Genomic DNA, 20,866 nt, shown 5'->3' on the forward strand with positions numbered 1-20,866 from the left:
CGGTCACCGGTCCTCTAGGCTGATTCCATGACCCGCTTCACCCCGGAGACCCTGGCCCGCCCGCTGCTCGGCGGCCCCAGCGGTGCGCGTCTGGCCACCGGCGGCCCGCAGCACGGGATCGTCGGCGGGGTGCTCGCGATGTGCCTGCTCGGTGTGACCACGCTGCTCGGCGTGCTCCTCCAGGCCCCGTGCGTGGCGCGCGGCTGGGAGCAGCCCTTCGCCTCGTTCCGGATGTGCGCCTCGCCCCTGGCCAACGGGATCACAGCGACGACCTTCCCGGACGCCCCCGGCCGGGCCCCCGGAGCGAGCACGGAGTTCTCTCCCGCCAGTGCCTGGCTCGTGGGGCTCGCGGATCGGCTGGGCGCTGGAGCGGAGACCGGTGACACCGCCTTCTTCATGGTCCTCGTCCTCCTCCTCAACGTGCTCGCGATCGCCGCGGCCGGCATCGCCCTGCTCCTCCTCGGGCGCAGCCGCGGGGACCGGGTGTGGATCCCGGTGGCGTTCGTCTCCCCGGTCATCGTGTTCACCCTCGGGCAGTCGTTGGACCCCGTGGGCGTGGCGCTGGCGCTGTGGGCGGTCGTCCTCCTGCGGCCGGCGCCCTCCCGGGTGCCGCGTTCGCCCCTGGTCGCCGGCGCACTGCTCGCGCTCGCCGCGTTCATCAATCCGCTCGCCCTCGTCGTGGTCCTCGCGCTCGCCCTCGTCCTGGTCTCACGCCGCGAGACCACCGACCTCATCGCGGCGTGCGGTGCGTTCATCGTCGCCGTGGGCGTGCTCATCGTCCTCGACGGCCGCCTGTTCGGCCGTCTCGCGGCCTGGTGGGCCGAGGCGATCGACCGCGGCTCCGTGGTCTCCCTGCTGAGCTACGAGCGGTCCCTCGACCCCGGCCTGCTCACCGCGGTATCGGTGATCGTCTGGGTGCTCGCGCTCGGCATCGCCTGCGCCGTGATGCTCGCCGGCCGGTCGGCCGCACCGCTGTCGCTGCCGGCGGTGGCGACCGTGCTGCTCGGCCTCAGCCTGCTGTTCATGCCCGCCGCCCCCACGTGGAACGCGCTGTGGCTGGTCCCCTTCGCCGCGCTCGCCGTGCGGCACCTGTGGGTGCAGGTGGCCTGGGGGCTGTCCGAGGCGGCCCTCGCGGCGGCCGTCCACCTGTCCGACGTCACCGCGCTCGACGCGAGCGAAGGGCTGTCCCCGATGTGGCTGTCGGTCTTCACCCTGCTGCGCCTCTTCGCCCTCGCCTTCCTCGTGTACCTCGCCACCGAGCGGCTCCGCGCCGCACCCCCGGCCCGCATGTCGCGGGACGCGACAGCCGATGCGGTGTCGGCCGCCGCCGGATCCGACATCGCGAGCAGCGTGCCGGGCGGGGGCTCCGGCGAAGGTGACACGGCCCGGCCGAATCACTAGAATGGTGAGGTCTGTGCTGCCGGCGGACCGTTCCGCCGGTGGGCCCGACACAACGTATGTACCCTCCTGCCATGGACCGACCATGGCCGCTGAGACCAGAGGAGGTGGGTTACACGTGCGTCATTACGAGCTCATGCTCATCCTTGATCCGGAACTCGACGAGCGCAATGTGAGCGCCACTGTCGAAAAGCTGCTGAAGGTGGTTCCCGCTGATGGCGGAACCGTCGACAATGTGGATGTCTGGGGACGTCGTCGCTTCGCGTACGAGATCCAGAAGAAGGCCGAAGGCTACTACGTGGTTGTGGACTTCCACGCCACTCCGGCCACCACCAAGGAACTGGACCGCCAGCTCGGGCTCAACGAGACCGTCATGCGGACCAAGATCCTTCGCCCGGACGCCAAGTAATCACTCACCGGAGCCGTTGATCTAAGGAGCCAGCATGGCAGGCGAGACCATCATCACCGTCGTTGGAAACATCACCGCCGATCCCGAACTCAGGTTCACCCCGAACGGCGCGGCCGTCGCCAACTTCACGGTCGCCTCGACCCCGCGGACGTTCGACCGCCAGGCCCAGGAGTTCAAGGACGGGGAGACGATGTTCCTCCGCTGCAACGCCTGGCGCGAGATGGCCGAGAACGTCGCCGAGTCGCTCCAGCGCGGTTCCCGAGTGATCGTCCAGGGACGCCTGAAGTCCCGCACCTTCGAGACCAAGGAGGGCGAACGCCGCACGGTCTTCGAGCTCGACGTCGACGAGGTCGGCCCGAGCCTGCGCTACGCCACGGCGAGCGTGACGAAGAACGAGCGCAGCGGCGGCTTCGGCGGCGGCGGCAACTATGGCGGCGGACGCGGCGGCAATGCCGCGGGCGGCGCCGGCGGCCAGGGAGGCGGCAACTCCGGCGGCGGATGGGGACAGAACCCCAATGCCGGCGGTGGCGGCTACTCCCAGGGTGGCCAAGGAGGCCAGGGCGGCTACAACCGCCCCCCGCAGCAGTCGCAGCAGGACGACCCCTGGGCATCGTCCACCCCGCAGAGCGGACAGGGCGGCGGTTGGGGCAACCCGACCGACGACGAGCCCCCGTTCTGATCAACACTTTTTCTGACAGGAGACACTCATGGCAAAGCCGGACCCCCGGAAGCCGATCAAGAAGAAGGCGAACCCGCTCAAGCCGGGTGAGGCTTCGCAGATCACCTACAAGGACACGTCCACACTGCGCAAGTTCATCTCCGACCGCGGCAAGATCCGTGCCCGCCGCGTCACCGGTGTGACCGTGCAGGAGCAGCGCGTCATCGCCAAGGCAGTGAAGAATGCCCGCGAAATGGCTCTGCTTCCCTACTCGAGCTCGTCTCGCTGATCCGTTAGGGGAATCAACCATGGCTACCAAGAAGCTCATTCTCAACCATGAAGTCGACGGCCTCGGTGCCGCCGGCGACGTCGTCGAGGTGCGTGCGGGCTACGCGCGCAACCTGCTCATCCCGCGCGGCTGGGCGACCCCGTGGAGCGAGGGCGCGCAGAAGCAGATCGACGCCCTGCGCAAGTCGCGTCAGACCCGCCAGATCGCGGACCGCGACGAGGCCCTGGCTCTCAAGGAGAAGCTCGAGTCGACCTCGGCGAAGATCGAGATGAAGGCCGGTGCGCAGGGTCGCCTGTTCGGCGCCGTCACCCCGGCCCTCGTCGCCGAGGCGCTCGCCGCCTCCGCCGGTGTCGACATCGATCGTCGCGCCGTCGCGCTGCCCGGTCACGTCAAGAGCTCCGGTTCGTACACCGCCACCGTGCGCGTGCACGAGGAGATCACCGCGAACGCCAAGTTCGACGTCATCGGCAAGGCCTGATCGACTGCTCCAGACTGCAGAATCCGAAGGTTCCTGAGAACGGAATCGCCGGATAGTGCAGTCTCAGCGCACGGCCGCTCGATCGAGGCGCCGCGTCCCCACAGGGGCGCGGCGCCTCGGGCGTTGTCGGGCAGGTGCCGGGCCGCGGTGCGCGCGGCCGTCGGGCGGAGCCGTCGAGCGGGGCCGTCGAACGGGGCGTCGTGCTCGGCCGGCGCCGGCGGGCGGACTGTGCGACTTCCGGTGGAGAGTGGTGGCATCGACGGGCGTACACTCCACCGAAACTCCCACGATCGCGAGCCCACGCGTGTGCTCCGGTTCCAGCGGGGAGTGGAACAATGGCGCACATGACCCAGCTTCCGACCCGAGAGAACATCGCGCCACCGGCCCCGCGCCCCGCGCTCACCACCGAGCCGGAGGACGCCGAGCGGGCCGAAGGGCTGCGGCGGATGCGCCGGCTGGCCACCGGGCTGCTCGTCCTCGCCGCTCTCGTCTTCCTCGTCACCCATCTGTTCACCGACCTCACCGGCGTGTGGGGCTTCGTTGCGCGCGCCTCCGAGGCGGCGATGATCGGTGCGATCGCGGACTGGTTCGCGGTCACCGCGCTGTTCCGGCACCCGTTGGGCCTCAAGATCCCCCATACCGCGATCATTCCGCGCAAGAAGGACGTGCTCGGGGAGAGCCTGTCGAACTTCGTCGCGGTGAACTTCCTCAAGTCGCACACCGTGGCGCCGAAGCTGCGGAAGGCGGAGATCACCCGCCGGGCCGGGAACTGGCTGGAGCAGGAGAAGAACCAGGCGATCGTCGTCGAGCGGGCCGGGCAGGGCCTCGAGTACGTGCTCAAGCGTGTCGACGACGATGCGATCGAGGGCATCACCCGAAACGTCCTCGTCCCCAAGCTCGTCTCCACCCACAAGTCCCCGGTGCTCGGCCGGCTGCTCCAGGAGATCGTGCAGGACGGGGCGCACCACCGGCTCGTCGACCTCGTCGTCGGCGAGGCCTATGTGTGGCTGGCGAACAACCCACGCGTCATCGATGAGATCGTCGCGCAGAAGGCACCGGACTGGGTGCCCGGGTTTCTCAACGACACCGTGTCCAACCGCCTGCGCAAGGAGGTGCTCGGCTGGGTCGCCGAGGTGCGGGATCAGCCGTACCACAAGGCCCGGCAGGCCCTCGACCGCTGGCTGCTCGAACTCGCCGAGGCGCTCAAGAGCGACACCACGATCGCGGAACGGGCCGAAGGTGTGCTCGACGATCTGCTGCGGCAGGAGGGCGTCGTCCACTCGGTGCTCGAGGTGTGGGCCTCGCTCAAGCGCCTGCTGCGCGGCGCGGTGCTCGACACCGAGGGCGAGGTGCACGCCCGGATCCGCGGCCTGCTCGCCCAGATCGCGGACCGGATGGTCAACGACGTCGAGTTCGCCCGGTCGATGGACGACCGCATCGCGAGAGCCGCCGGCGACCTCGCGGAGTCGTTCGGCCCCGAGCTCGCGAGCGTCATCTCCGACACCATCGCCGGCTGGGACGCGCGCGAGGCCTCGGACCGGATCGAGCTCTACGTGGGCCGCGACCTCCAGTACATCCGCATCAACGGCACGGTGATCGGCGCGCTCGTCGGCCTGGTCATCCACGCCATCACGCTGATCCTGCCGAGGATCTGAGGCGCGGGGCCGCAGGCGCCGAGGAGGGCCGCCCGGCGGCGTCGGCAATGGGCTCGCGGGCCGGCAGCAGGGCGGTGGGCCCGGGGCGGCAGGTCTCCAAGTGCATGGGCTTGACCCTCACATCGCGTGAGGCACGACAGTGATCCTGTGGACGACGACGATCGAAGGAGAACGGTGGCAGTGATGCCGGACGGGCACGCACCTCGGGCACGGCGGGAACCGGCGGAGGACGGGACCGGCCTCGGGGATGCCGAGGCGGGACTCACCGTCGGCCGCACCGCCGAGCTCGTGGGCGTGAGCGTGCGGACGCTGCACCACTGGGATGCGCTGGGGCTCGTGTGCCCGAGTGCGCGGACGTGGGCCGGGTACCGGCTGTACGGGCGGGCGGACGTCGCCCGGCTGCAGCAGGTGCTGGTCTATCGCGAGCTCGGGATGAGCCTGGAGCGGATCGGGGACCTGCTCGACGCTCCGGAGGCCGATGTGGCCGAGCAGCTGCGCAGCCAGCATGATCTCCTCGCCGATCGGATCGCCCGCCTGCAGGCCATGAAGTCTGCGGTCGAACAGATGATGGAGGTCGAAACCATGGAGAAGAAGCTCACCCCCGAGCAGCAGGCCGAGGTCCTCGGCTCGAACTGGAACCCGGAGTGGCACTACGAGGCCGAGGAGCGCTGGGGCGCCACCGACGAGTGGGCCGAGGCCGAGGGGCGCAAGGCGCAGATGGGCCGGTCCGACTGGGAGCAGGTCAAGCAGGAGGCCGAGGCGCTCGAGGCGGACCTCGCGGCAGCGAAGCGCCGTGGAGTGGAACCCGGGTCCGAGGAGGCGAGCGCGCTCGCCGAACGGCACCGGGAGTCGATCGGGCAGTGGTTCGAGGTGAGCCGGGCCAAGCACGTGCTCATCGCTCGCGGATACACCGAGGACCCGCGCTTCCGCGAGCACTACGACACCCGTGAGGCGGGCCTGGCGGCGTGGCTGCGTGAGGTCATCGAGGCCGAGGCGCGGGCCCACGGGGTCGACCCGGAGACCGCCGAGTGGGAGTGATCCCCGGTGACCCGACCGGAGCCGAGGCGCGCGGCCGGTGGCGTGAGAGCGTCGCCGGTGCGCGCCTCGGCGGCGGGTGACCGAGCGCCCTGTGCTCACCGCCCGGCACCCGGTGTCCGCGGGCCGCGATAGAGTTGTGTGGCCGGTGCGATGCCGGTGGATCGAGCTGTGCGCGGGACGGGGAGAATGAGCGAATCGAACGACTGGCAGCGGGCCGAGGGCGGTCTGCGGACCCCGCCCCAGGACCTCGAGGCCGAGCAGAGCGTGCTCGGTGCGATGCTCCTGTCGAAGGACGCGATCGCCGACGTCGTCGAGGGCATGCGCGGCGAGGACTTCTACAAGCCGGCCCATGAGACCGTCTACGACTGCATCCTCGACCTCTACGCCCGCGGCGAACCTGCCGATGCGGTGACGGTGTCCAACGCCCTGTCGAAGTCCGGCGACCTCGCCCGGATCGGCGGAGCCGCCTACCTCCACACGCTCATGTCCTCGGTGCCGACGGCGGCGAACGCCGGGTTCTACGGGACGATCGTGCGCGAGCGGGCACTGCTGCGCCGCCTCGTCGAGGCCGGCACCCGGATCGTGCAGATGGGCTACGACGCCGAGGGTGACACCGATGAGCTCGTCAACCGGGCGCAGTCGGAGATCTACCAGGTCACCGAGCGGCGCACGGCGGAGGACTACGTCCGGCTCTCGGAGATCATCGAGGCCACGGCCGCGGAGATCGAGCGGTCCGGCGACCACGAAGGCGACACCGCCGGTGTGCCCACCGGATTCACCGAGTTCGACCAGCTGACGAACGGCCTCCACCCCGGGCAGATGATCGTCATCGCCGCCCGGCCCGGCGTGGGCAAGTCGACGCTCGCGCTCGACATGGTGCGGTCGGCTACGATCCATGCGCAGCAGACGACTGTGATCTTCTCGCTCGAGATGGGGCGCATCGAGCTGTCGATGCGCCTGCTCAGCGCGGAGTCGAGCATCAAGCTGCAGAATCTGCGCCGCGGCGAGCTCACGCCGCAGGACTGGACGACGCTCGCGTCGACGATGGCGCGGATCAATGAGGCGCCGCTTTTCATCGACGATTCGCCGAACATGGCGCTCACCGAGATCCGGGCGAAGTGCCGCCGCCTCAAGCAGCAGCATGATCTCAAGATGGTCGTCATCGACTACCTCCAGCTCATGAGCTCGGGCAAGCGCGTCGAGTCGCGTCAGCAGGAGGTCTCGGAGTTCTCGCGTTCGCTCAAGCTGCTGGCCAAGGAGCTCGAGGTGCCCGTGGTCGCGCTTTCGCAGCTCAACCGCTCCTCCGAGCAGCGCACGGACAAGCGGCCGATGATCTCCGACCTCCGCGAGTCCGGTTCGATCGAGCAGGATGCGGACATGGTGCTCCTCATCCACCGCGACGACATGTACGACAAGGAGTCGCCGCACGCCGGCGAGGCCGACATCATCGTCGCCAAGCACCGCAACGGCCCGACCGGGGAGATCAAGGTCGCCTTCCAGGGCGCGCGGAGCCGCTTCGCGAACATGCCGCAGTAGGGTGCAGGTGTGGAGACCCCTGCCGACGGTCGGAGTGCGCGTGGCACCCCCACGCCGGCAGGCATGTCCCACTCCGCGCTGATCGGGCCGATCCGACCCCCGGGCCTGCACGTCACGTCCTTCAACATCCGCCGGCGGGGAGGGCTCCTCGGCAGCAGGCGCCTCGACCGGTGGACGGAACGCCGATGGCTGGTCCGCGAACTGCTGCGGGCAGAGCAGCCCACGGTCCTCGGGGTGCAGGAGGCATTGCCGGACCAGGCCGCGTGGGTGCGCGACAGCCTTGGACCCGACTATCGCAGCGTCGGCCGGGGCCGCAGCGCCGATGGCAGCGACGAGGGCATCCCGATCCTCTACGACAGCCGACGGCTGGAACTCCTGGGGTGGAATCAGCTGGCGCTCTCCGACACCCCGGAACAGCCCGGATCGCGCAGCTGGGGGAACCTCATCCCGCGCGCCGTCGTCACCGCGGAGTTCGCCGATCAGCGCACCGGGGAGCGTTTCACCGCCATCAACACCCACCTCGATCACCTGTCGCCGAGGTCCCGGCTCCGTTCGGCGCACATGCTCGGGGCCCTGGCTGCGGCGCAGCCAGGGGCGGTGGTGCTCACGGTCGACGCCAACTGCCGGGTCGGTTCACCGCCGTACGGAGTACTCACCCGCGAGGGCGGGCTGCGGGACTCGTGGACGACGGCGGAGCACCGCCTCACCGAGGAATGGGCCACCTACTCCGGCTACCGTCCGCCGCGCACCGGCGGGCGGCGCATCGACTGGATCCTGGTGAGCGCGGGCATCACCGTGCATGCCGCGGGGATCAACGCTGCGCGATTCGCAGGCCGCGCGGCATCCGATCACGAACCGGTGCACGCCGCGCTGACGATCGAGTGGTGAGGTACGAGATTTGCCGCGCTCCCGGCGAGCTCGGGACGAATGCGGCAGGACTGCCCCGCTCGTCCTGAGCAAATTGTCGGGCACTGTGACGCAGGCGACGGAATCCCCGCCATTAGTTGAATGTTCTACTATCCAGCGCGGCGAGCCTGCTGATCATCCGACACGCGTCGCGCCCGAGAGGGAGCACGATGACCGACCAGACCGAAACCCGGCGTCGACCGACGATCGACGTGTCGCGCGACGAGCACCGCCGCACTGCAGGCGACCTGCTGCCCGACGACCTCCGCATAGACGTCGTCACCCTGGCCGTCGGCGATCTCGAGGCGATGGTCGCCTACTACCGCGACGCCCTCGGACTCACCGAACTGACCGACTCCCGTCACCATGCCGCAGACGGAGTGCGCACCGCCGTGCTCGGCCGCGGCACGACACCGCTCATCGTCCTCGAGCACCGACCCGGCTTGCCCCGGGCGTCCCGGCAGTCCGCCGGCCTCTTCCACACCGCAATCCTCTTCGAGACCCAGGCCGAGCTCGCTGCGACCGTGCTCTCCGCCGCCCGGCACCCGCACTCCGAGTTCGTCGGCAGCTCCGACCACCTCGTGAGCGAGGCCTTCTACTTCACCGACCCCGAAGGCAACGGGATCGAGCTCTACTGGGACCGGCCGCGCGAAGACTGGTCCTGGTCAGACGGGCAGGTGGCGATGGACACGATCCACCTCGACCCCAATCGGTACCTGCAGGCGCACCTCGCCCCCGCCGACCCCGAGGCCCGTCCGGCCACCGAGCGTCCCGGCGCCGAGGTCGGCCACGTCCACCTGCAGGTGGGTGACATCGGCACTGCCAAGCAGTTCTACGTCGACACCCTGGGCTTCGAGCAGACCCTGATGATGCCGAGCGCGCTCTTCATCTCCGCCGGCGGCTACCACCACCACATGGCGATGAACGTGTGGAACAGCCGAGGCGCCGGCCCGCGGGCGGCCAGCCTGGGCCTCGGCGACGTGCGCATCACGCTCCCGGCGCGTACCGACGTCGAGGCGGTGGCCGAGCGCCTGCGCGACCGGCGCATCGACTTCCAGGACGACGGCGCGGCCGTACGGGTCCTCGACCCGTGGCGCACCCCGGTGACGCTGACCTCGGAGGGCTGAGCGCGCCGGGCCGACCTCGGCCGCCGAGCGATCACGGCACGGCCCCACCGGCACCCACCCATGACGAAGGGGCGACACGGAATCCGTGTCGCCCCTTCGTCATGCACAGTGGGTCATGCTTGGTGCTCGCCGACAGTCGACGTCGACTGCACCTGCCTGGTTCAGTCGTCGCAGTTCGAGCAGATCCCGGACTCCGGCAGCTCGATGAAGCAGGAGTCGCAGGTCGACCGCCGGCGTTCGTTGCGCGACCGCCGCTCGCTGCCGTCGTACCCCCGGTTGCCCGGATGCCAGATGCCCCACATCCCCGTCCGGGTGCCGGGCCAGGGCTCGAAACCCGCCGGAGCCAGGTCACCGAGCGCATTGATCGCTTCGTCCGCGCTGGTGAAGCCCTCGCTCCACCCGTAGCCGATGTGCATCGCCGGCCCGGGTTCAGCTCGAACAGCTTTGATGTACCCGGAGGTCCCGTAATAGTCGGAGAAGTCGATGTGGTGGGCGGATGCACGGATCCATGGCACATTCTCGAGCGGAATCACGGAGGACCGCAGGGCGTCGTCGAGCGAGGAGGACCGGTGCAGCTCAGCTTTGCCCCGAGTTTATGAGATCACCCTCATGTACTCGAGGGACACCGCCTCAGCGGCCGGCGTACGAGCGCCCGCCGCTGCGACGCGAGTGGTCGTAGGGCGTGAGGTTTCGATTCGTACCAGGGATCGTTTCGAGGCCATTCCACGGTTCGCTTGATACCCGGGCGAAGGGGGAGGCGAAAGCTGTGTACTAAACTGTGTACATCGACGCCTTGCATCTGACATGTGTCGTGCCTATTGTTGTTTTCAAGGCACCACAAGTTACTCTTCCAGGAGAACAGCCATGAAGCGCAATACAAACCGTCGGATGATCGTGGTCGATGTCGAAAACGTCAACGGAGGTCCGATCGCGTCGCCTGCTCAGGGTGCATGGGTCGAACGAATCCTGACCCATCGGCTCGGACTTCAAGCCGGAGACCAGGTCGTCATCGGATGCAACCGAGATGGGCTATCGCTGACGAACCTCTATTCCGCTTGGGGAACACGCGTTCGGTATGTCGCTGAGCCGGGCACAGACGGAGCAGATTGCGCTCTTCTGCAAGTCATGACTGAAGACCTGCCGCAACGATTCGACGAACTTCTCCTGGTGTCGGGGGATCACATCTTCGCTCCGATGATCGCTCACCTGGCTACCAATGGATTGCCGACACATGTGTTTGCCCACACGGAATCGCTGGCACCGGCTTTGAAGCTGGCGGCAACCCGAGTTTCTACGCTGAGGCCGCAGGAACCGCACGAGCCGGGTTCGATCGAATGGAAAGAAGGAGCCTGATAATGAGCACTTCAGGTCTGGTGACGATCAAGGACATCACTGCATTGGCGCACGTGGGGCGCGCTGCGGTTTCCAACTGGCGGGCCCGATACCAGGACTTTCCAGCACCGTCCGCCGAATCCACGTCCCGGCGACTGTACTTCGACCGAGAAGAGATCATCGAGTGGTTGACGCAGCACGGCCATCATCCACCTCTCTCGGAAAATCAAGAAGCTGATCTAGCCTCTGTCATAACAGGATTGCAAGCCGAATCAAAAGATCGAGAGTCGGCGGCAGAGACAGCCTTGATGCTCCTCGCCATATCATTCGGCGAGAACCCTCTATCCACCGCTGCAATTCGCAAAATGCAAACGTGGAGTGATCTGGCGCCATTTGCACTTGATCTCCCGACGCCAGTGCGAGACACGATTGCTCATGCGATGCGATCCCGAAATGGCCTCACCCGGGCGGAGCTCGACACTCTTCGCGTTCTATCTTCGATGAAGTCTGAAACACCCCGATCCATCAGCGAGCAGATAGTTGAACGCCTGTTCACGGACGTCAGCCGTGCTGATTCCGTAGCAATCGGTACTTACCGGTCGTCCGCAAGCCGACTCCTCGCCGAGCTTGCAAGAACTTCGCTGACTGGCGGCAATTCAATATACGACCCAGTTTGTGGAATCGGCGATGCCCTGGTGCAGATTGCTGACACTCGGGGCGACTGCGATTACTTTGCGAACGACGTGGACCCAAGCGCGACCGCAATTGCGGTGCTCAGGTTGTTTTTCTGCGGTGTACAGGCCGCGGCGTCTAGCGCGAACATCATTGAGTTCGATCCTCACTCAAGCCTGAAGGCAGATGTCGTAATCGCTGAACCGCCGTTGGGTCCGTCGGTCACGGGCACTATGAACCCGACTGACCGTCGATGGCTTTCATACTCGGAAGTGACCGGCCCGCGAATTGCAGATGCCGGGTTCATCTTGGACGCTGTTCATCATCTTTCCGCAACCGGCAGTGCCTACGTCATCACCGCGAGCAACCTTCTCACTGCAACCGGCCTTGGCACCCTTAGGCAGCGCCTCGTGGCAGCTGGCCAGGTAGAAGCGGTAGTTGAGCTTCCGAAGGGCTTCATGAAGAACACGAACATCGGCACAGCCCTCTGGGTGCTGAGGGCGTCTGGTGCCGACCAGACTATGCTCATTGACGCAACGGGGCAGAAAGAAGTCGAATCCAAAGTTGCAGGGTGGCTGACAACAATACGTTCGGGCGACGTGCCGCCTGTTCCCCACGTCTCTATCACGACAGCTGATTTGACCAATCGCACTACGCATCTTCGAGCCGCACCGCACCTCTACGTGCCTCCAACCGCGACTGAAGCACAATCGTCCTGGCTCACCGCAGCGAATGCAGTTGAGACGGAGGTTGCACGGCTGAACGAATTTCTTGAGGTGGTCGATGTGGATTCCCGACCCGATTTCGAGAAGGCTCCAGTTGTCTCAATCGCACAGCTCCTCAAGCTGGGTGTCGTCCGGACGGTGAATTGTCACACCCGACCTCGTAGTGAAGAGGGGTCCCAGTGGAACCGGAAGATTCTAATTCTTCCACTCGGAGAAGTAGGGTTGATGGCCGAGCAGATCGCATCTGACGACAGCGGCGGGTTTGCTCCGGTGCCCGACGATTACGACGCGGCAATGACCGGTGATATCGCAATCCCGATCATCGGCATCCGCCCTTCCATATGGGTGCCGGTCGACAACGTCGGTGTGTCATCCGGTGGCCGAGTCATTCGAGTCATCGAGTCGTCACAGCTGGACGCGGAGTACCTCAATTGGTGCGTCAACGCAAAGTGGAACGAGCCGACAGCCACGAGCTCCGGGATACCTCGACGGTCGATGAAGGATATACAGGTTCCACTCATCTCATTGGAGTCTCAGAAGCTCCTCGTGGACTACTTGAATACGCTCGAGGATCTCACGTCGCAAGTCGATAGCCTCAAATCGGCATCCGGGAAATTGATCGATGCCACGCTCACTGCTGTCAGGTACGGGGGGAACGAATAGCGATCTCCTACGTGGATGTGCGTGTGATGTCGCTATTCGTTCCCCCGCACCGCCTCACCGCCCGGCGTACGAGCGCCCGCCGCTGCGACGCGACTGGCCGCCGCGACGACGGCGTCCGCCGGAGGAGCCTGCGCCCTGACCCTGCGCACCGCGGCCGGACGAGCGCCCGCCGGAGCGTCCACGGCCCTGACCCTGCTGCTGCTGCGGCGCCCGAGGTGCGGGCTCGACGTGCGGCGCGAGCGAACCGACGAGGCGGGTGACCTCGTCGGAATCGGCGGTGACGGAGATCGGGGAGACCTTGACGGCGGCCTTGCGGAGCAGGTCGCGGGTGTCCTTTCGCTGCTCGGGGAGCACGACCGTGACCACGTCACCGGCGCTGCCGGCCCGCGCGGTGCGGCCCGAGCGGTGGAGGTACGCCTTGTGCTCGGCCGGCGGATCGACGTGGACGACGAGCTCGACGGAGTCGACGTGCACACCGCGGGCGGCGACGTCGGTGGCCACGAGGACGCGCACGTCCCCGTCGCCGAACGCGCCGAGGTTGCGGTCGCGCTGGCCCTGGGACAGGTCGCCGTGGAGATCCCGGGCCGGGATGCCCTGGGTGGTGAGCTGTTTGGCCAGGCGCTTCGCCTGGTGCTTGGTGCGGGTGAAGAGGATCCGCTTGCCGGTGCCGGAGGCGAGCTTGGCGATGAGCGGCTTCTTGTCGTCGTTGCTCACCTCGAACACGTGGTGGGTCATCGCCGACACGTGCGAGGTCGCCTCGTCCACGGAGTGGAGCACCTCGTTGTGGAGGAAGCGCTTGACGAGCTTGTCCACGCCGTTGTCGAGCGTGGCGGAGAAGAACATGCGCTGGCCGTCGGCCGGCGTCTTCTGCAGCAGGCGGGTGACGCCCGGGAGGAAGCCGAGGTCGGCCATGTGGTCGGCCTCGTCGAGCACGGTGATCTCGATCTCGTCGAGGGTCAGTGCCCGCTGCTGGAGCAGGTCCTCGAGGCGCCCGGGGCAGGCGACGATGATGTCGACGCCGCTGCGCAGTGCGCTGATCTGCTTGCCGGCGCTGACACCGCCGAAGATCGTCGTCGTGCGCATCCCGTACTCCGCGGCCAGCGGCTTGAGCACGGCATCGATCTGGGTGGCGAGCTCACGGGTGGGCGCGAGCACCATGCCGCGCGGGCGCTGGGGGCGGCGGGATCCGCGGGCGTCGTCGCCGAGGCGCGCGACCATCGGGATGGAGAACGCCAGGGTCTTGCCCGAGCCGGTCTTGCCCCGGCCCAGCACGTCGCGCCCGGCGAGGGTGTCGGGCAGGGTGTCCTGCTGGATCGGGAAGGCCTCGGTCTTGCCCTCGGCGGCGAGCGAATCGACGAGCCGCGCGGGCACGCCGAGTGCGGCGAAGGTGGTCGGCTGGGCCGGGGACTTCGACGTCGGTGCCTTGGCCGCCGACGGCTTCCGGTCCTGGGTCTTCGCGGCCGGGGCCGAGGTGCGGGCGGAGCGCTGCGGGGCGGCCGCACCGGTCGAGCGGTCCGCGTCCTGGGAGCGTGCGGGGCGCTCCTGGTTGCGGGGTGCCCGGGTGGCCGAGGAGTCCTCGGTCCGCACTGCGTGCTGGGCGCCGGGTGCGCCCTGGGCGCGCGTCGCCTTCTGCGAACGGGTGCGGTTGCGCGAACGCGCGGGGGACTGCGGGGTGGTGTGCGTGGAGGTGATGGTGGGGCCTTTCATTGTGCCAGGCCGAGGCGTGGTGCATGGTGCGGGGCCCTGGAGCTGGCTGGTGGCGGGAGCACCGGACGGTGCTCTCGATCGCCGCGAGGAAGTAGCTTCAGAAACACGAACCGGAAGGGGACACGGTTCCCATGACGAGGAGTCCTGACGACGCAGGGAACCCGAATGACGGGTTCGCAAGTACCTTCAGCCTATCGCGGATGTGCCGCTGACCCGAATCGGCCGGACTCGGGACCGTCCGGCTACCGGCGCAGCGGACTTGGGACCGGGCGATGCCGTGCCCGACGGCACACCCCCGCGCGCTCCTTCGCTCGGTCACGAACTGCTTACAGATCGAACGTTAGATATGGACTCTTGAACGATCCCGGTCTAGGTTCGGGACTGTATCGACGTGGATACGCATCCGAGGCGCACACGGGATGAGCTGGGCGAAGAGGCCCTGCTTCCTCAGCGCCAGGGTGTCGAGCAATGTGGATCCGGAGTCCCTGCGGGGATCGAGGACCGCCTCGTGAAAGGACGATGACGTCTTGAGGATCAGCACGGGAGCGAGCCGAGCGCTCGCATCACGCACCACCAAGCTCCTGGCCGGCAGTGTGCTGGCCACCGCGATGCTTGCTGTCACCGGATGTGCCGGCAGCGCCGGCGCCGGTGGAGGCGGACAGACCGGCGGCGAGGGCTATGAGTACGGCGCCTCGCAGGATGAGATCAACGAGGCCATCGCCGACCTCGAGCCGGTGAAGCTCTCTTTCCAGACCGGAGCGCCGTCGGAGAATTCCGTCGCCGGGCGCCGCTCGATGGACTACAAGAAGGCGGTCGAGGAGGCCTCGAACGGACAGATCGAGGTCGAGATCATCTGGGGCATGGCCGTCGCCGGCTATCCCGAGGCCGTCGATGCCGTGGTCGACGGCCGCGTCGACATCTCCTACCACCTCGTGTCCTACGAGCCCCAGCGCTTCCCCGAGGCGAGCGCGATCGGCACTGCGCTGGGCAGTGTGCCCTACTCCCCGCTCGTCGGGGAGATGGTGGCGAACGCGGTCGGCTCCGAGATCGGCTGGAACGACCAGGCGCTGCTCGATCGCTACGAGGCGGAGGGCGTCACCGTGCTCTCCCCGATCCTCGCCAACGGCGCCTACTCGCTCAACTGCAACTCGGAGATCAACACCGCCGAGGTGCTCAAGGGCAAGCAGGTGCGCGCCGGCAGTGCCCCGCAGAGCCAGGCGCTCGACCACTTCGGCGCGGTGCCGACGAGCCTCGAGTTCACCGAGGCGTTCGAGGCGCTGCAGCGCGGCACCGTCGACTGCGATCTCTCCCCGATGAGCGCGAAGGAGATCAGCGGCATCTACGAGGCGGCCCCCCACCTGGCCTACTCGACTCGTGCGAACTGGCCACGGTTCTCCGCGACCTACCTCGCCGGTCAGAAGTTCAACGACCTGCCGCTGGCCTACAAGCAGATCATCTTCGATGCCGGCGGCACGATGGTCAGCGGTTCGACGCAGAGCTACGTCGACTCCAACGCGGTCCACGTCGCCGACCTGGCGAGCGTCGACGGCACGATCGACGAGTTCGATGACGAGTTCCAGGACGAGCTCGGGAAGTTCCTCATCGAGCTGCAGGACGCCTCGGTCGAGGAAGGCCACCTGCCCGAGGACATCAAGGAGCAGGTGTCCGACCTCACCGACAAGTGGACCCAGCGGGTGGCCGACCTCGGCTACGAGGACGAGGGTTCGATGGAGGAGATGGACGACTGGTACAGCGCCGACGACGACTGGTCGGCCTTCGCCAAGGACGTCTACGAGAACACCGGTGCCCTCGATCACCGGCCGACGGAGTGACACCGGGTTATCACCTCCCAGCGGTGAGCGGAACGACGAACGGCCCGAGGCGAATTCGCCTCGGGCCGTTCTCGTGCGGGCGTCAGCCGGTCACGGCTTCACGGGGGAGTCGGCTCCCGCATCGACTCCCTTGCGGTCGAGCCAGTCGTGCGGGTCGATGAACCCGACTCCGGTCGACGACTTCCACATCGCACCGCTGGGCTCCGCGGAGTTGAGGAACACGCCGAAGTGCAGGTGGGGGCCTTCGCTGTTGCCGGTGTTGCCGGCTTCACCGAGCTTGGTGCCGGCCTCGACGGTGTCGCCGGGCTTCACGTCGACGCTGCTGAGGTGTCCGTAGTAGGTGTACATCTCGTCGCCGTTGATGTCGCCGTGGGCCACGACGAGGCCGTTGCCCGTGTGGTGCTTGAGCGCGGAGCTCGGCGAGGTGTCGCCGACGGTCTTGCCGTCCTCGACCCGGAGGACCTTCCCGTCCGTCACCGAGGTGATCGGGGTGCCGGTGGGGGTCCCGTAGTCGGTGCCGAGGTGTCCGGGGTAGCCCGGATTGTCGAAATCGGCCGTCACCTCGGTCCCGGAGGGAACCGGTGAGCTGTAGACGCGGTCGGCGGCGGCCTCGACGCTCTCCTGCGCGGTGTCCGCTCCGGCGCTCGCCTCGGCGGCGTTGGCTACCAGTCCGGGCCCGCCGAAGGCGAGGCCCAGGCCGACGGCGAGTCCGACGGCCGGCGCCACGCGACGGTGGCCGCGGCGAGTCGGGCGGTGGGGGTGTTCAGTTGCGGCAGCCGTGTGGATGGTGCGTGTCACTGTGAATCATTTTTTGCGAGGAATCGGGGATCTGGACGTGCGCATCAGTCCGGCTGAACTGACACGACTCACCCGAACAGCGGAGTCTGAGTACCGCCTCATCGCCCCGGCGCCGAGGTGCGTGCCGGTTCGGACGGCGCGTGCGGCATGAGCATGGGGCAGACCCCGGGCGCGGACCGCGGATTCCGTTCGGGTCTCGGACGGGTTCTCCAAGGTGATGCTAAGGGCCCTGCCACGGGGCGGCTAGCGCGTGTTTCACCTGCGGTTCACCTCGACCGGGCCCGCCTGGCAGGCAGTTCAGCACCCCCTCAGGGGGCAATCAGATGCCTTGCCGGTCCGTGATGGGGGTTCCTAGCGTCGGGGCCGGCACAGCACTCCGACCTTCAAGGAGATGTTTCCTATCCGGACCTGCGCTGCTTGTCGATCAGCTGGGGCGGTGGTCCTTCATCGTCTTCTCCATGAAGGCCTCACCGAGCGGCCGGTAATCGGTGTCCATGTCGTACCACTCGTCCATGTCGGCGAGCGATCCACCGTCGGAGTACCCGAGCTCCTCGACCTCGGTCGTCCATTCCTCGCGCACGGTCGCCATCCGGTCGAGGATGTCGTCGCCGATGATGCCGGATTCCTCGACCTCCTGCCGCTTTCCGTCCGCGAAGGCTTTCACCTCGGCCTGGAGCTCCTCCGAAGCTTCATCGATCTGCACGCCCTGCTCGCGGGTAGAGGCGACGGCTTCACTCTTCGAACTGGAGACCGTTGCACCGTGGAAGTAGTCGGCGAAGTTGTCGAAGAGGATCTGCTGGTATGCGAGTGGCAGCTCCTCGACTCCCGAACCGGTGAGGATGGCACCGGACACGCGCGGGAAGCTCGTCGTGGTCGTGTAGCCGAGGTTCGGGGCGACCTCGAAGAATCCGCCCTGGACCACGTCGGAGAGCACCGCGAGCGAGCAGTCGATCGTGCCGCGCTGCAGGGCTTCGTACGCCTCCACTCCGGCGATCGACACCGGCGATCCGCCGACGTGGCTCACCATGTCGGAGGCCGCCGGAGAGCCGACGCGCACCTGGAGACCCTGCCAGTCGTCGAGTTCTGGGCTGGGCTCGGTGCAGACGGAGTAGTACTCACCGGACGCCATGACGGGGAGGAACGGTGTCACGTCGTTCTCCTCGTACTCGGCGAGGATCTCCGGGGTGTTCCACGACAGTTCGGCTGCCGCGAGGTTGGTGACGAGCTCGCCGACTACCGGGGTGGATTCGTCACCAGCCAGGATTGGGTTGAGTGCATTGAACGCGGGAAACCGTGCCGGGTCGTACGTGGGCAGAGTGAACGCCATGTCGACGCGGCCATCGGCCAATGCGTTATGGATTTCGTCGTAGGTGGCGATCGACTGATTCCAGGCGAGCTCCACCGTGATTTGCCCGTCGGACATCTCTTCGACGGCTTCCTTGAAGGACGTGCGGATCGGAGATTGTGGGGAGTTCTGTGAGGTCGCCGGGATCTGGTAGGTGATCGTCACCGGTTCGAGGTCCTCGATCGCGGCGGAGACGACCTCAGGGGAGGTGCCGAACGCGTAGCCTTCGCCGCGCTCACCGCCGCCGGTACCTCCGCCGGCGCTGCCAGCACAGGCGGACAGGGTGAGACAGAGGGCCGCTGCGAAGGCGATGACGTGGCTGCGGCGGTGCCGAATTGTGGACGGGGAAAAGGGCGAATCTGTGGAGAGGGGGCGCTTCATGATCTCACCTGTGAATCGGGACTCGCGCAGTCGGATGGGTCGCTCATCGTCGAACCGACCTCAAAAACACCCTAACAAATGCTCAGGCAGTTTTGAAGAGTCGGGGGATGTGGGGTGCGCCAGCGCAGGGATCGCCGCCTTCAGGTGATGCCTCGCAGGGCTGCTGCCAGGGTGGCGTCGAAACATGCGGTGCGGTCGTCGGCCGGAAGGCAGGCCAGCGCTCCGACGCTGCACAGCACCGCGATTCCGTGGATCGGCGCCCACAGCGCGACGACCTCTGGGTCGACCTGAGGCGTTCCCGCCGCCGATGCAGGCGCAGGAGCACAGTCCGATTCCGGGGGCTGTGTGCCCGCGTGGTGGTCGGCTGAGCCCTCCGACTGCTGGACGGCAGGTTCGAGTGCGTCTGTTCGATCCGCTGCGAGGAGTTCCTGCCGGCGTGCGTCGAGGAGCTCCTGGAGGACCGCAAGGGGGTCCGCGGTGTCCTTGCCCAGTGTGGCGCTGCCCAGCGGCACGGCATCGATGAGGCAGGCGAAAGAGCTCGACTGGGTGACGGCGAACTCGAAGTACGCGCGGCCTGCGGCAGCGAGCCGCGCGGTTGCCGGAGTCCGCGGCGGGAGCGACGCGAGGCCGTTGCGCATGTGGTCGGCGAGTCGTTCGAGCACCTCGTGGCGCACGGCTGCCAGCAGATCCTGGTGGTTCGCGAAGTGACGGTAGGCGGCCGAGGCGGAGACTCCGGCCCGGCGTGCGGCCTCGCGCAGGACGACGGCGGGGGGACCACCGGTCGCAGCGAGGTCGACGCCGATCCTGATCAGTGCGGTACGGAGATCGCCATGACGGTAAGTGGTGCGTGCATGGGCGCGGTTGACGGTGTTCACATTGCAAGTGTACGCTAGCCGTTGTGAACACTGTTCACAACATGTGTGCGTAAGGAGAAGGAGCCGACTCATGGACGTGCTGACGTTCGCAGTGGTACTGGTCTCGGGTTTCGTCGGCTGCGCGGAGTTCGGGTCCGTCGCCTTCGTCCATCCAATCATCCGGAAACTTCCCGAGGACGCGCAGTTCATCATGGAGAAGGGGCTGCTCGAAACGTTTGGCAGGACCATGCCCGTCGGCATGACCGCCGCGCCGATCCTCGCCGGAGTCGCCGCCGCGCGTGATTCTTCCAGCTGGTTCATTGCGGCTGCGTTCGTCCTCACGGTGGCCCTGGTGGTCACCATCGTCGGCAACGTCCCGATCAATGAACGCACTCGCAGATTGACCGAGGCGCCCGAATCATTCATCCGGATGCGGCGCCGGTGGGACGTCTTCCAAGGGATTCGGGGCTCGTTGCAGCTGCTCGGATTCGTCCTCGTCGTTCTCGCCGTTGCCGCAGGGTGATCGCGGGCGGGCCGGCGGGGCGTTGCTGACCCGACCCCGGACGCCGGGAGAAGTCGGTGCTCGTGTTCACCGCTCGGTCAACGCCCCGACCAGCTCCTCCACTCGGGCGTCGATGTCATCGCGGACCAGGCGCATGCGCTCGATCCCCTCGATGCCGCGTTCGGAGGGCTCGTCGGTGTGCCAGGTCTCGATCTCCGCGCGCATGCCTTCGACGGGTTCGACGTGCGCCTCGGCGCCGAGCACGATCACCCGGTCCACCCGGCGCAGCAGCTCCGGGTCGATCGGCTTCGGTGAGCCCTCGCTCATATCCGCTCCGACCTCGGCGACGGCCTCCGCGGAGAGCCCGTTGATCGCCCAGCCCGGCCGGGTGCCGGCGGAGTGCACCTCGATCGCGTCACCGGCGCGGCGGCGGAGGAGGGCGGCGGCCATCTGCGACTTCCCGCCGTTCTTCACGCAGACGAAGAGCACGCTCGGGCGGGAGGCCGAGGCGGCGGGAGGGGTGGCGGTCATGGGGTCTCCTGGGTTCACGGTTCGACGGGT

At 67.6% G+C, this 20,866-nt stretch carries 20 protein-coding genes; 14 read left to right on the forward strand and 6 right to left on the reverse strand.

What is annotated here, in order from left to right; translation table 11 throughout:
* Nucleotides 1-27 precede the first annotated feature (27 nt).
* The 10 genes from ABD883_RS00710 (at nt 28) to ABD883_RS00755 (ending at nt 9,494) form a co-directional block, all read left to right on the forward strand.
* Nucleotides 28-1,401 carry a hypothetical protein gene (locus ABD883_RS00710; RefSeq protein ID WP_345029080.1) on the forward strand — a complete coding sequence of 458 codons (1,374 nt, stop codon included), beginning with the start codon at nt 28-30 and terminating at the stop codon, nt 1,399-1,401.
* 115 nt (nt 1,402-1,516) lie between these two features.
* On the forward strand, nt 1,517-1,807 hold the full coding sequence (rpsF, locus tag ABD883_RS00715; RefSeq protein ID WP_137320359.1) for a 30S ribosomal protein S6: 291 nt from the start codon (nt 1,517-1,519) through the stop codon (nt 1,805-1,807).
* 34 nt (nt 1,808-1,841) lie between these two features.
* The gene (locus ABD883_RS00720) at nt 1,842-2,486 is read left to right on the forward strand and encodes a single-stranded DNA-binding protein (protein WP_247424337.1); all 645 of its coding nucleotides are present in this window, start codon (nt 1,842-1,844) and stop codon (nt 2,484-2,486) included.
* 28 nt (nt 2,487-2,514) lie between these two features.
* Nucleotides 2,515-2,754, forward strand: coding sequence for a 30S ribosomal protein S18 (rpsR, locus tag ABD883_RS00725; protein WP_137318531.1), 240 nt, complete (start codon nt 2,515-2,517; stop codon nt 2,752-2,754).
* A 19-nt stretch (nt 2,755-2,773) separates the two neighbouring features.
* Complete coding sequence (gene rplI, locus ABD883_RS00730) at nt 2,774-3,232, forward strand: 50S ribosomal protein L9 (protein ID WP_295687190.1); 459 nt, start codon at nt 2,774-2,776, stop codon at nt 3,230-3,232.
* Nucleotides 3,233-3,576: 344 nt separating this feature from the next.
* On the forward strand, nt 3,577-4,887 hold the full coding sequence (locus ABD883_RS00735; protein ID WP_345029086.1) for a DUF445 domain-containing protein: 1,311 nt from the start codon (nt 3,577-3,579) through the stop codon (nt 4,885-4,887).
* 183 nt (nt 4,888-5,070) lie between these two features.
* Nucleotides 5,071-5,925 carry a MerR family transcriptional regulator gene (locus tag ABD883_RS00740; RefSeq protein ID WP_345029779.1) on the forward strand — a complete coding sequence of 285 codons (855 nt, stop codon included), beginning with the start codon at nt 5,071-5,073 and terminating at the stop codon, nt 5,923-5,925.
* Nucleotides 5,926-6,111: 186 nt separating this feature from the next.
* On the forward strand, nt 6,112-7,461 hold the full coding sequence (dnaB, locus tag ABD883_RS00745) for a replicative DNA helicase (RefSeq protein WP_345029087.1): 1,350 nt from the start codon (nt 6,112-6,114) through the stop codon (nt 7,459-7,461).
* A 63-nt stretch (nt 7,462-7,524) separates the two neighbouring features.
* A complete protein-coding gene (locus tag ABD883_RS00750) occupies nt 7,525-8,349 on the forward strand; it encodes an endonuclease/exonuclease/phosphatase family protein (protein ID WP_345029089.1) in 825 nt (274 codons plus the stop codon).
* Nucleotides 8,350-8,537: 188 nt separating this feature from the next.
* Complete coding sequence (locus ABD883_RS00755; protein ID WP_345029091.1) at nt 8,538-9,494, forward strand: VOC family protein; 957 nt, start codon at nt 8,538-8,540, stop codon at nt 9,492-9,494.
* A 161-nt stretch (nt 9,495-9,655) separates the two neighbouring features.
* Here ABD883_RS00755 and ABD883_RS00760 read toward each other — a convergent pair whose 3' ends face one another.
* On the reverse strand, nt 9,656-10,009 hold the full coding sequence (locus tag ABD883_RS00760; RefSeq protein ID WP_345029093.1) for a hypothetical protein: 354 nt from the start codon (nt 10,007-10,009) through the stop codon (nt 9,656-9,658).
* A gap of 349 nt (nt 10,010-10,358) precedes the next feature.
* On the opposite strand from ABD883_RS00760, the gene ABD883_RS00765 reads away from it, so the two are divergent.
* Nucleotides 10,359-10,847, forward strand: a complete 489-nt coding sequence (locus ABD883_RS00765; protein WP_345029095.1) for an NYN domain-containing protein — start codon at nt 10,359-10,361, stop codon at nt 10,845-10,847.
* Nucleotides 10,848-10,849: 2 nt separating this feature from the next.
* Nucleotides 10,850-12,886, forward strand: a complete 2,037-nt coding sequence (locus ABD883_RS00770; protein ID WP_345029096.1) for an N-6 DNA methylase — start codon at nt 10,850-10,852, stop codon at nt 12,884-12,886.
* A 54-nt stretch (nt 12,887-12,940) separates the two neighbouring features.
* Here the strand turns inward: ABD883_RS00770 and ABD883_RS00775 are convergent, their stop codons facing one another.
* On the reverse strand, nt 12,941-14,593 hold the full coding sequence (locus tag ABD883_RS00775) for a DEAD/DEAH box helicase (RefSeq protein ID WP_345029097.1): 1,653 nt from the start codon (nt 14,591-14,593) through the stop codon (nt 12,941-12,943).
* Nucleotides 14,594-15,120: 527 nt separating this feature from the next.
* Between ABD883_RS00775 and ABD883_RS00780 the strand changes: the two genes are divergently transcribed.
* Complete coding sequence (locus ABD883_RS00780; protein WP_345029100.1) at nt 15,121-16,425, forward strand: type 2 periplasmic-binding domain-containing protein; 1,305 nt, start codon at nt 15,121-15,123, stop codon at nt 16,423-16,425.
* 90 nt (nt 16,426-16,515) lie between these two features.
* Here ABD883_RS00780 and ABD883_RS00785 read toward each other — a convergent pair whose 3' ends face one another.
* The 3 genes from ABD883_RS00785 to ABD883_RS00795 form a co-directional block, all read right to left on the reverse strand.
* Nucleotides 16,516-17,223 carry a M23 family metallopeptidase gene (locus ABD883_RS00785; protein ID WP_345029102.1) on the reverse strand — a complete coding sequence of 236 codons (708 nt, stop codon included), beginning with the start codon at nt 17,221-17,223 and terminating at the stop codon, nt 16,516-16,518.
* 424 nt (nt 17,224-17,647) lie between these two features.
* Entirely contained in the window at nt 17,648-18,949 is a 1,302-nt protein-coding gene (dctP, locus tag ABD883_RS00790) for a TRAP transporter substrate-binding protein DctP (RefSeq protein ID WP_345029103.1), read from the reverse strand.
* Nucleotides 18,950-19,089: 140 nt separating this feature from the next.
* A complete protein-coding gene (locus tag ABD883_RS00795) occupies nt 19,090-19,824 on the reverse strand; it encodes a TetR/AcrR family transcriptional regulator (protein ID WP_254668901.1) in 735 nt (244 codons plus the stop codon).
* 70 nt (nt 19,825-19,894) lie between these two features.
* Between ABD883_RS00795 and ABD883_RS00800 the strand changes: the two genes are divergently transcribed.
* Nucleotides 19,895-20,326 carry an anthrone oxygenase family protein gene (locus tag ABD883_RS00800; RefSeq protein WP_137318541.1) on the forward strand — a complete coding sequence of 144 codons (432 nt, stop codon included), beginning with the start codon at nt 19,895-19,897 and terminating at the stop codon, nt 20,324-20,326.
* Nucleotides 20,327-20,392: 66 nt separating this feature from the next.
* On the opposite strand, the gene ABD883_RS00805 is transcribed toward ABD883_RS00800, so the two are convergent.
* Nucleotides 20,393-20,836: an arsenate-mycothiol transferase ArsC gene (locus ABD883_RS00805; protein WP_345029105.1), complete on the reverse strand. Its 444-nt coding sequence runs from the start codon at nt 20,834-20,836 to the stop codon at nt 20,393-20,395.
* Between the last annotated feature and the right edge of the window lie 30 nt (nt 20,837-20,866).

Origin of the sequence: Brevibacterium pityocampae, from assembly GCF_039541555.1 — a bacterium.
Classification (GTDB): Bacteria; Actinomycetota; Actinomycetes; order Actinomycetales; family Brevibacteriaceae; genus Brevibacterium; species Brevibacterium pityocampae.

Excerpts from the sequence above, each read along its gene's own strand:
- ABD883_RS00710 (WP_345029080.1), top strand. The coding sequence starts at position 28 with ATGACCCGCTTCACCCCGGAGACCCTGGCCCGCCCGCTGCTCGGCGGC.
- ABD883_RS00720 (WP_247424337.1), top strand. The coding sequence starts at position 1,842 with ATGGCAGGCGAGACCATCATCACCGTCGTTGGAAACATCACCGCCGAT.
- rpsR (WP_137318531.1), top strand. The coding sequence starts at position 2,515 with ATGGCAAAGCCGGACCCCCGGAAGCCGATCAAGAAGAAGGCGAACCCG.
- rplI (WP_295687190.1), top strand. The coding sequence starts at position 2,774 with ATGGCTACCAAGAAGCTCATTCTCAACCATGAAGTCGACGGCCTCGGT.
- ABD883_RS00735 (WP_345029086.1), top strand. The coding sequence starts at position 3,577 with ATGACCCAGCTTCCGACCCGAGAGAACATCGCGCCACCGGCCCCGCGC.
- ABD883_RS00740 (WP_345029779.1), top strand. The coding sequence starts at position 5,071 with ATGCCGGACGGGCACGCACCTCGGGCACGGCGGGAACCGGCGGAGGAC.
- dnaB (WP_345029087.1), top strand. The coding sequence starts at position 6,112 with ATGAGCGAATCGAACGACTGGCAGCGGGCCGAGGGCGGTCTGCGGACC.
- ABD883_RS00750 (WP_345029089.1), top strand. The coding sequence starts at position 7,525 with ATGTCCCACTCCGCGCTGATCGGGCCGATCCGACCCCCGGGCCTGCAC.
- ABD883_RS00755 (WP_345029091.1), top strand. The coding sequence starts at position 8,538 with ATGACCGACCAGACCGAAACCCGGCGTCGACCGACGATCGACGTGTCG.
- ABD883_RS00765 (WP_345029095.1), top strand. The coding sequence starts at position 10,359 with ATGAAGCGCAATACAAACCGTCGGATGATCGTGGTCGATGTCGAAAAC.
- ABD883_RS00770 (WP_345029096.1), top strand. The coding sequence starts at position 10,850 with ATGAGCACTTCAGGTCTGGTGACGATCAAGGACATCACTGCATTGGCG.
- ABD883_RS00775 (WP_345029097.1), bottom strand. The coding sequence starts at position 14,593 with ATGAAAGGCCCCACCATCACCTCCACGCACACCACCCCGCAGTCCCCC.
- dctP (WP_345029103.1), bottom strand. The coding sequence starts at position 18,949 with ATGAAGCGCCCCCTCTCCACAGATTCGCCCTTTTCCCCGTCCACAATT.
- ABD883_RS00800 (WP_137318541.1), top strand. The coding sequence starts at position 19,895 with ATGGACGTGCTGACGTTCGCAGTGGTACTGGTCTCGGGTTTCGTCGGC.
- ABD883_RS00805 (WP_345029105.1), bottom strand. The coding sequence starts at position 20,836 with ATGACCGCCACCCCTCCCGCCGCCTCGGCCTCCCGCCCGAGCGTGCTC.